We start from the raw sequence: 9168 nt of genomic DNA on the forward strand, positions 1-9168 counted from the left end.
TTTTCTCACATCGAACTTGGCTATAATTGATTTTGCAGGAGGTTGTGATGATGAGGCCTATTCCATTGGTTAATGTTGATCAAATGCGGGCGATTGAACGGGAGGGCGATGCCCGCGGGGTTTCTTACGCTGAAATGATGGAACGAGCTGGACGCGGTGTAGCCAACGCGGTTTTAACTTCCCCCGCGATTTCACAGGCAAAATCGGTTGTGGGACTGATCGGTTCCGGCAATAACGGCGGAGATGGGCTGGTTGCCCTGGAACATCTGGCGAAGGCTGGATGGAAGGGGCGGGCTTATCTGGTGCGCCCGCGACCTGAGGGGGATGTTCATTTGCAGCGGGTCAGAAACGCCGGTGTTGAAGTGTATGAGGCCAAGAGGGATGCGGATTTCAAAGTGCTGGATGAGTGGCTTTCTGAAAGTGATGTTTTGCTGGACGCTGTGCTGGGCACCGGTATTCAACTGCCCCTCAAACCAGAGGTGGAGCGTGTTTTAGGGCATGTGCGAAAATTTACCCCGTTGCCGTTTGTCGTGGCGGTGGATTGTCCCTCCGGCGTTGATTGTGACAACGGACAGGCTTCCCCGGCAACCATCCCGGCGCAGTTAACGGTTTGCATGGATGCTGTCAAAATCGGGTTATTGCGTTTTCCGGCGGCTGAATTGACCGGTCAACTGGGGGTTGTGCCGTTGGGGTTACCGGCAGATTTGACCGCCTTACAACAGATTAGCGATTTTGTGGCTTGCGCAGCGGAGGTGCGTTCGTGGCTGCCAGAAAGACCTGCCAGTGCTCACAAAGGCACTTTTGGAACCGTATTGGGGGTTGCCGGTTGTGAGGATTATATTGGGGCAGCGGGACTGGCAGCCGAAGCGGCCTATCGCAGCGGGGCTGGGCTGGTGCGCATGGCGGTTATTCCGGCGGTACGCAGTGCACTGGCCGGTCGCTTAAGCGAGGTCACCTGGCTGACCCTGCCGGAAAGGGATGGCGGTATTGCGGAAGCGGCTGCCCAAAGCGTTCTTGATCATCTGGAACGAGCGACAGCCTTACTGGTTGGACCAGGCCTTGGCACTGCCCCCGCCACTGCCGGGTTCGTTCAGCGCCTGTTCAGCCAAAGGCTGCCCTTACCGCCGTTGGTGCTGGATGCGGATGGACTGAGGTTGACGGCAACGATTGAAAATTGGTACGAAAAATTGCCCTCGCCGTCGGTTTTAACCCCCCATCCGGGTGAGATGAGTGGGCTTACCGGCCTTTCCACAGCACAAATTCAGGCCGATCGCTCCGCCACAGCCCGCCGGTTTGCCCGGCAATGGGGGCATGTGGTGGTGTTGAAAGGGGCTTTTACGGTAGTAGCCGCGCCGGATGGAAAGGTTCATCATATTCCGGTGGCCTCTGCTGCGCTGGCGCGGGCAGGGAGTGGGGATGTGCTGGCGGGATTGATCGCCGGATTGCTGGCGCAAGGCGTTGCGCCGTACCCGGCTGCTGTGGCAGCGGCCTGGATACACGCTCACGCCGGTCTGATTGCTCAAACGCGTATGGGGCAGTCGGCTTCGGTTTTGGCGGGAGATATTCTCCATGCTGTACCCGACGCCCTGACGCGCCTCTACAACCGCGAAGAAACACAAGACGCGGTGAGGGTGATTCCGGTTTGAATTAAAAGCAGCCGGTCAGGTTCAGCCGGCTGCTTCAGCAAGTCAGATCAATTAGGAGAGGGTCTCGCTAATCTCTTCAGCTGCATCACCGGCCTTGGAGGCGGCCTTGCTCAATTTGGATTTTTGTTCTTCCAGCAGGGTTGAGCCTTTTTGCTGGAGTTCCTCGGCAGATTTCTTGGCTTTTTCCAGCAACTCCTCGGCACGGCGCAGGGCTTCGTTGGCTGCTTTTTCGGCTTCTGCGTAGGTGGTGCTGACTGTGTCAGAGGCTTTGTCACGCAATTCGATGGCGCGTTCTTTGATCACTTCGCGGGTTTCCTCCCCGGATTGCGGGGCAAGCAATAAAGCTGTAATTGCGCCGGTCAAGCCTCCAATCACAAAACCGATCAGGAAAGCTCCAAAATCATCTCGTTCAGACATCTCATTCTCCTTTCTTTGGCATGTTAATGAATGTGTTGGGTTTTAGAATCAACCCGGTTCACCGCCGGTCCGGGCGGATGAAGTCAAATAATTTGCGCAGGCCTGCCAGATATTCGTTCAGTTTCATGACGGGTTCAACCAAATTGTTGCTGAGAAATTGGGTTGTGCCGCGCAGGTGGTTGACCGTTTCGTTGGTCGAATCCAGAATTGGTTTAATTTCATTTTGCAGCAGATTGATCAGGGTGGCAACCTGAATGATCAACACGATGACAGCAACCCCCAGTACCAGCGATTCCAGTGCCATCACGATGATGAAAATATCCCGCACCTTGGCGGTGGTACTTTCGGGCGCCAGTGCCAGTAAAACGATGCCGCCAATGATCAACAGCATAACCACAACCACTCCCACGATGATGCCGGTAGCCCGCCGATTGTCTGCAGACCGTTCTTCTGAGGAGCTCGATTCTGGCTGGGTGTTGGAAGGCTGGCCGGATGATTCAACGGGTGTGAGTTGAGGTTCTACAGTCATATGCTCATTATAACATACCTGAACTACAAGCAAATGCAGCGGTTAATCAAATCATAACATTTCAAAATTTTACAGGTCGGCGAATCAAATCAAAAGAAGTGTTTTTTTCAAGGATTCCCGAAATTTTTCCTGAATAGCCGGGGTTGTTTATAATTAATGTTGAGGGATGGTATGACGCCTTTTGAACCGGCTTACCTGCATCTATTGGAAAGCGGCAAGGCTCAACAACGCATTGATGAGGCTTATGCTCATCTGCAAGCCTGCGATGTTTGCCCTTTAAGATGTGGTGTCAACCGGTTGGAAGGTGAATTGGGCGTGTGTAAAACCGGGGTAAAGGCTCAGGTGAGCAGTTTCGGGGCGCATTTAGGCGAGGAAGAACCCCTGCGGGGTTGGGCCGGCTCCGGGACGATATTCTTCGCCCGCTGTAATTTGCGCTGCGTTTTTTGCCAGAACTTTGAGATCAGTCAGGTGGGGAGGGGCCGGGAAGTTGAACCCGAAGTACTGGCGGAAATCATGCTCAGGCTGCAGGAAGCCGGCTGCCACAACATCAATCTGGTATCCCCAACGCATGTTGTACCGCAAATCATTGCCGCAGTTCTGATTGCGGTGCAGGCCGGTTTGCGCCTGCCGTTGGTTTACAACAGTGGGGGTTATGATTCACTGGAAATGCTCGCATTACTGGATGGAATTGTGGATATTTACATGCCAGATATGAAGTATGGAGATGATGATACTGCCCGCCGCTATTCCAAAGTGCCCCGCTATGTTGAAGTTAATCAGGCAGCCGTCCGTGAGATGCAGCGGCAGGTGGGAGACTTGCAGCTGGACGAACAGGGAATTGCGCGGCGCGGGCTGCTGGTACGCCACCTGGTGCTGCCAAACCAGCTGGCTGGTACTGAAAAAGTGCTGCAATTTTTAGCGGAAGAAATTTCCAAAAGTGTCTATCTCAACCTGATGGATCAATACCATCCTGCTTATCAGGCTGGTAATTATGAAGAGTTGAATCGCCCGATTACAACGCAGGAATATCAACAAGCCCTGGCAGCTGCGCGCAGATGGGGGCTGATGCGGCTGGATCAACGCCGCCGGTGGGCCTGGAGATAAACAACACGAGAAGGAAAACTTTTGTGAGTCTGGCTTCAATGTAAAAGCAGGATAAACTCGGCCTTGCGACCCTGCACCATGCGGCGGATTTCGGCCACAGTGCCGCGCACAACTTGTTCACCCGGCTGAGTCAGATTCAAACCCAGCGTCAGACGCCGATTTTTACCGGCGGTTTTCTCAATATCCTCCAACAGGCTGGAAAGGCGGTAGGGGGTATCCATAATGACGAGCGGTAAATTCAGGCGAAGAAAGCGCTGCAGCTCCTGCCGTCGTTCCTGAGGAGAACGGGACAAGAAGCCGACATAGACAAAACGCTCCAGCTTCGTATCCAGCAGGCTGAGCAGCGCCATGAGGGACGATGCCCCCGGCACAGTTGTGACCGTGATGCCCATCTCAACCGCCTGCCGGATGAGTTCAGCACCCGGATCAGCAAATACCGGCGTGCCGGCATCGCTGATCAGCGCCATGCTTTCCCCCAGCAACATGCGCTGCACCAATGTAGCGGCCTGTTCGGTTTCATTATGTTCGTTGAGGGAAATGAGTTGCCGGGGTGTGATTCCCAACTTTTTGAGCAGGGTGCTGCCCTGGCGGCGTTCTTCGCAAATGACAACATCAGCTTCTCCCAAAATCCGGATTGCCCGGAGGGTGATATCCTCCGGGTTTCCGATAGGGGTTGCAACAATGTATAATTGACCCATCTTCATGGTGACGATTATAAAGCATTCCCGATAAAGAATGATTCGAAAGCGAGTCTTGATAGAAAAACATCTTATGAGGTGAAACATGATTGCAGCATTGGAGAATTTCAATCCAGTTGTTCAAGCCTTATTTGCGACTTTATTCACGTGGGGAGTCACGGCTCTCGGTGCAGCCGGCGTTTTTCTAACCCGCGAAGTCAATCGAAGATTGTTGGATACCCTGCTGGGGTTTGCCAGCGGGGTGATGATTGCAGCCAGTTTCTGGTCGCTGCTGGCACCGGCAATTGAGATGTCTTCAGGCATGGGCATACCGGGCTGGATACCGGCCGTAGTTGGTTTTCTGATGGGCGGGGCGTTTCTCTATCTGATTGACCGGCTGCTGCCCCATCTGCATTTCAGAGAACCGCTCAGCGCGGCAGAGGGCATCAAAACTTCCTGGCAGCGCAGTGTGCTGCTGGTACTGGCAATTACCCTGCACAACTTTCCGGAAGGACTGGCTGTGGGCGTCGCTTTTGGGGCGGCTGCCAGCGGTATCCCGGAGGCTTCCATTGCCGGGGCAGTGGCGCTGGCAATTGGAATTGGTTTGCAGAACTTCCCTGAAGGACTGGCAGTTTCTGCACCACTCAGGCGTGAAGGCATCTCCCGTTGGAAAAGTTTTTTGATGGGTCAGGCCTCCGGTATTGTGGAGCCGATTGCAGGTGTGCTGGGGGCAGCGGCAGTGTACTTCATTCAGCCGATTTTGCCCTACGCGCTGGCTTTTGCCGCTGGTGCCATGATTTACGTGTGTGTGGAAGAGTTGATTCCCGAAGCGCAGCGCGGTGAGCATTCGGACATGGCCACCATTGGACTGATGCTCGGCTTTGCAGTCATGATGGCGCTGGATGTAGCCCTTGGATAAACCCTCAAAATTCTCGCGGGTTAGCCGCATCACGTTACTGTTGGTGGTGTTTTTTGCGCTGGATAAAGTGGTAGCCTTTATCCGCCAGGTGATCATTGCACGGCAGTTTGGCCTCTCTGCGGAGCTGGATTCGTTTAATGTTGCCAACAATCTGCCGGACTTGCTGTTTGCGCTCATCTCCGGGGGTGCGCTGGCAATGGCTTTCATCCCGGTACTGGCGGAAGAAATTACCAAAGGTGGAAGGCAGGCAGCCTGGAATTTGTTTTCCAAAATCGCCAACCTGGCTTTTCTGGTCACAGCCGGATTAGCCATGATAATTGCTCTGTTTGCGGATCCAATGGTGCGATGGGAGCTGGGCATTGCGCCGGGGTTTGAAACTGCTCAGCAGGATCTGGTTGTCAACCTGATGCGCTTGAACCTGATTGCAACGCTGATTTTTTCTATCAGCGGTCTGGTGATGGCCGGCTTACAGGCCAATCAGCACTTTTTGTTACCGGCGATGGCCCCCTTGTTGTATAACTTTGGGCAAATTTTTGGCGCATTGATCCTTTCTCCTCAGGAGGGTTACCGTCTTGGGGGGCTGATTCTGCCTTCGTTTGGACTGGGGGTGCATGGGTTGGTGTATGGCGTCATTATTGGGGCATTTCTGCATTTGGGCATTCAGCTGCCGGGCTTGATTCGCTATCAGTTTCGCTGGAACAGCGGACTGGGGTTAAACACCGAACCAGTTCGCAAGGTGCTGCGCCTGATGGGGCCGCGCCTGTTAACGATGATGTTCATTCAATTAATTTTCATTGTGCGCGATAATCTGGCATCACGGCTGGAAGAGGGGGCGGTGACTGCGCTGACCTATGGCTGGATGATTTTTCAGGTGCCGGAAACCCTAATTGGCACGACGATTGGAACCGCTATACTGCCAACCCTTTCAGAGCAATTTGCGCGGCAGGATCGAGAGGAATTCTTTGCCAGCATCCAGCGGGCGGTCAGGGTTTTGATTGCGATTACCCTACCGGTGGCAGTAATCCTGTCCTTCGGTTTGCGGCCGTTGCTGATGCTGGCTTTCGATTTTGACCCGGCCGGCACCGATTTGCTGACCTGGGTCACGCGGGCTTATCTGGCGGGTCTTTTGGGACAAAGTCTGGTAGAAGTGGCAGTCCGTTCCTTTTATGCCCGTCAGAATGCTTTGATTCCGCTGCTTGGGGCAGGTTTTACCTTTGTTGTATATGTGCTGGTCAGCAGCCAGTTGTACCGAGTGTTCGGAGCTGCCGGCATCAGCCTGACCGACTCGATTGCCTTCACTGCCGAGGCGGTCTTGCTGCTGTTGATTCTCAACCGCCGCCTGGTGCGTTCGCTACAATGGGGGGGCAGCCTGCTGCGCGGTCTGATGGCAGCCGCTGCCGGCGGAGCAATGGTCTGGCTGGGAATGACTCTCATGGCCGACTGGAATCCGTTGCTTCAAAGTCTGCTCTCGCTGGCAGGCGGCGGGCTGGCAGCAATACCAATCCTGATGCCTGAACTGCGCCTGTTGCTTAAATTATGAGGGAGAGGTAGGGTATAATTGCCCTCATGACGGAAAAGGCAACCATCAACCACGAACCCGTGTTACCGGCTGAAGGTAAAGCAGAGTTGCAAGAACAGGCCGAAACCAAAACCCATAAAAGAATTCCCTTCTGGGTGTTTTTAATGGGTGTTGTGTTTTTGCTGGCAGGTGCAGCCATTGGCGTGTTTCTGGGATACCGTGCCGGTATTGAACTGCGAAAACAGGCGCAGCAAAATCAGGTGATTATGGAGGCTACCTACCAGTACCAGTTGGGGCTGGTAGATCTGGAGGCCGGGCGTTACGAAACTGCCCGTAAACGTTTTGAGTATGTCATTTCACTTCAACCGGATTTTCCGGGCGCGGCAGAAAAATACGTTGAAGCCAATATGCTCTATTCCCTGGCTTTGACGCCAACCCCGGCACCCACCCCCACGCTGGAACCTACTCCCGACCTGCGCGGTGAGGAAGAAATTTTCAATCAAATTTCCCAGCATTTGGTGAACAAAGAGTGGGGACAGGCCGTTGAGGCCATTCAACGGCTGCGGGATAAGAATGTGAACTACCGTTCGGTGGATGTGGATGGTATGTATTACATTGCCCTGCGGTTTTTAGGCATTGAAAATGTGAGCCGCGGGGAACTGGAAGTGGGCATTTATAACCTGACCCTGGCCGAACGTTTTGCTCCGCTGGATGTTGAAGCCCAAAATTACCGCAATTGGGCGCGCATGTACCTTTCGGCGGCCAGTTTTTGGGGGGCAGACTGGGCGCGGGTGGTGCGTTATTTTGCCGATATTTATCCCTCCCTGCCGAATTTGCGCGATGCTTCGGGCATGACCGCGGTTGAACGCTATCGGGTGGCTTCAATCCGCTATGGGGATCAATTAATGACCCAGGGTTTGTATTGTGATGCCGAAATTCAGTATCGCAATGCACTGACGATCCGACCGGATGCGGTGGCGGAAAACGCGGCGGCACAGGCAGCCCAATACTGCGCGAATCCGCCCAACCAGGAAGAAGCGCCGGAAGAGGTACCCCCCATTCCTGAAAACACCCCCACTCTTCCTGGGGGCGGCGAAACTCCCGGCGAAACTCCAAGCCCTACCCCAGAATCGGGTGGATAAACGACATGCAAGACTTGCCGAATTGGGGACTGGCGCTGGCTTACTGGCTTCACATGCTGGCTACGGTAACGTGGCTGGGTGGACTGGCAACCCTGGCGCTGCTGGTCATTCCAAACGCCAGAAGGATGCTCAACGCTGATGCTTATGCCCGCTTTCTGGAAAAAATGCAAAGCCGGCTTCAGCAAGTGGGCTGGTTCAGCCTGGCAGTCTTAATCGGCACTGGGATGTTTCAGATGAGCGCGCACCCTGCCTATGAAGGCTTTTTGGCCATTGAAAACAGCTGGTCGGTTGCGATTCTTGCAAAGCATGGTATCGTGGCATTGATGATTGTGGTTAGTGCCTATAACACGTGGGGTTTGACCCCTGCTTTACGCCGGCTGGCGTTGATGCGTGCCGCCGGTAAGGAACTGCAACCGGAAATCATCAAGCGGCTGCAAAAACAGGAAGACCGCCTGCTGGTGGTAAATGGGGTTTTATCAGTTCTGGTCTTGCTTTTGACTGCGGTAGCGCGTGCTTCCTGATAATCCGCTCACGGGCGCGGAGCGGTGTAAAAACGATATGGCTCGTCCGGATAATAATGCCAGACTTTGCGCCCCGGAAAAGCGCGCATGACCTGCTGGTTGTCTTCATCACTGCGGCTAAAAACGAACACAAATGGCGTGTCCAGATAAGGTGAACTGAGTTCCAGCAGGGTGGCATATTCCCGCCAGTTTTTCTGACGGTGAACGAAGACCAGCGCAGGGGTCAAATCAGCGGCGTTCTGACTCTGAAAGGGCAATAACTGCTGGCGGCTTGAACCGTACAGATGAACCATTCCCCCCAGTCGCGCCGGCAGGTAAAGCCAGAGATTGCAGACTATCAAGAAAAACACAATTCCGCAAGTTAATGCGAAACGCAGGCGCGAAATCCACCAGTCGCGGCTATACCGCTCAATGGCAGATAATTTTCCGGCCAGCCAGACAATTCCGGCAGATGTCAATAAGGTGGCGCTAATCAACCCTTCGAAATAGTAACGCGGTCCGTATAATTGGGCGCCGATCCAATAAAGCATGTAGAACAGCATCAAAGAGGGGGCAATGGCGAGCGCAGCCCCAACCGCTTTACGGCGGCGGAGGGCTATGAAACCGAACGGAAGGAACAGCCAGGAAATTCGTCCCCAGCCAAACAGGTCGCTTACACCGCTATGCAGGCTGTGTTTCAGGTTCAACCTCGCCC

Annotated in this window: 10 protein-coding genes; 6 read left to right on the plus strand and 4 right to left on the minus strand. The window is 54.2% G+C overall.

All coding sequences use genetic code 11. The features are described from left to right. The first annotated feature begins 47 nt into the window (after positions 1-47). Positions 48-1646: an NAD(P)H-hydrate dehydratase gene (locus tag ACWIZX_RS07030; RefSeq protein ID WP_322794174.1), complete on the plus strand. Its 1599-nt coding sequence runs from the start codon at positions 48-50 to the stop codon at positions 1644-1646. A 51-nt stretch (positions 1647-1697) separates the two neighbouring features. Here the strand turns inward: ACWIZX_RS07030 and ACWIZX_RS07035 are convergent, their stop codons facing one another. Both ACWIZX_RS07035 and ACWIZX_RS07040 read right to left on the minus strand, forming a co-directional pair. Continuing rightward, positions 1698-2063 carry a YtxH domain-containing protein gene (locus ACWIZX_RS07035; RefSeq protein WP_322794175.1) on the minus strand — a complete coding sequence of 122 codons (366 nt, stop codon included), beginning with the start codon at positions 2061-2063 and terminating at the stop codon, positions 1698-1700. A gap of 58 nt (positions 2064-2121) precedes the next feature. Next, positions 2122-2592 (minus strand): hypothetical protein, encoded by a 471-nt coding sequence (locus tag ACWIZX_RS07040; protein ID WP_448335263.1) that lies wholly within the window; start codon positions 2590-2592, stop codon positions 2122-2124. Between the two features lie 171 nt (positions 2593-2763). Here ACWIZX_RS07040 and ACWIZX_RS07045 point away from each other — a divergent pair, with 171 nt between their 5' ends. After that, entirely contained in the window at positions 2764-3696 is a 933-nt protein-coding gene (locus ACWIZX_RS07045; protein ID WP_448335264.1) for a radical SAM protein, read from the plus strand. Positions 3697-3731: 35 nt separating this feature from the next. Here ACWIZX_RS07045 and rsmI read toward each other — a convergent pair whose 3' ends face one another. After that, positions 3732-4394, minus strand: coding sequence for a 16S rRNA (cytidine(1402)-2'-O)-methyltransferase (rsmI, locus tag ACWIZX_RS07050; RefSeq protein ID WP_448335265.1), 663 nt, complete (start codon positions 4392-4394; stop codon positions 3732-3734). Between the two features lie 85 nt (positions 4395-4479). Between rsmI and ACWIZX_RS07055 the strand changes: the two genes are divergently transcribed. Genes ACWIZX_RS07055 through ACWIZX_RS07070 form a run of 4 tightly spaced genes read left to right on the plus strand, consistent with a single transcriptional unit; the run spans position 4480 to position 8474 of the window. Continuing rightward, positions 4480-5292, plus strand: coding sequence for a ZIP family metal transporter (locus ACWIZX_RS07055; RefSeq protein WP_322794179.1), 813 nt, complete (start codon positions 4480-4482; stop codon positions 5290-5292). Further along, positions 5285-6832 carry a murein biosynthesis integral membrane protein MurJ gene (gene murJ, locus ACWIZX_RS07060; RefSeq protein WP_448335266.1) on the plus strand — a complete coding sequence of 516 codons (1548 nt, stop codon included), beginning with the start codon at positions 5285-5287 and terminating at the stop codon, positions 6830-6832. The genes ACWIZX_RS07055 and murJ overlap by 8 nt, the downstream gene beginning before the upstream one ends. Before the next feature lie 26 nt (positions 6833-6858). Then, on the plus strand, positions 6859-7953 hold the full coding sequence (locus tag ACWIZX_RS07065; protein ID WP_448335267.1) for a hypothetical protein: 1095 nt from the start codon (positions 6859-6861) through the stop codon (positions 7951-7953). A 5-nt stretch (positions 7954-7958) separates the two neighbouring features. Beyond that, entirely contained in the window at positions 7959-8474 is a 516-nt protein-coding gene (locus tag ACWIZX_RS07070) for a CopD family protein (RefSeq protein ID WP_448335268.1), read from the plus strand. Between the two features lie 8 nt (positions 8475-8482). Here the strand turns inward: ACWIZX_RS07070 and ACWIZX_RS07075 are convergent. Further along, positions 8483-9168: hypothetical protein (locus ACWIZX_RS07075; protein WP_448335269.1), on the minus strand; the 686-nt coding region annotated here is incomplete at its 5' end.

It is taken from the genome of Bellilinea sp., from assembly GCF_053501535.1.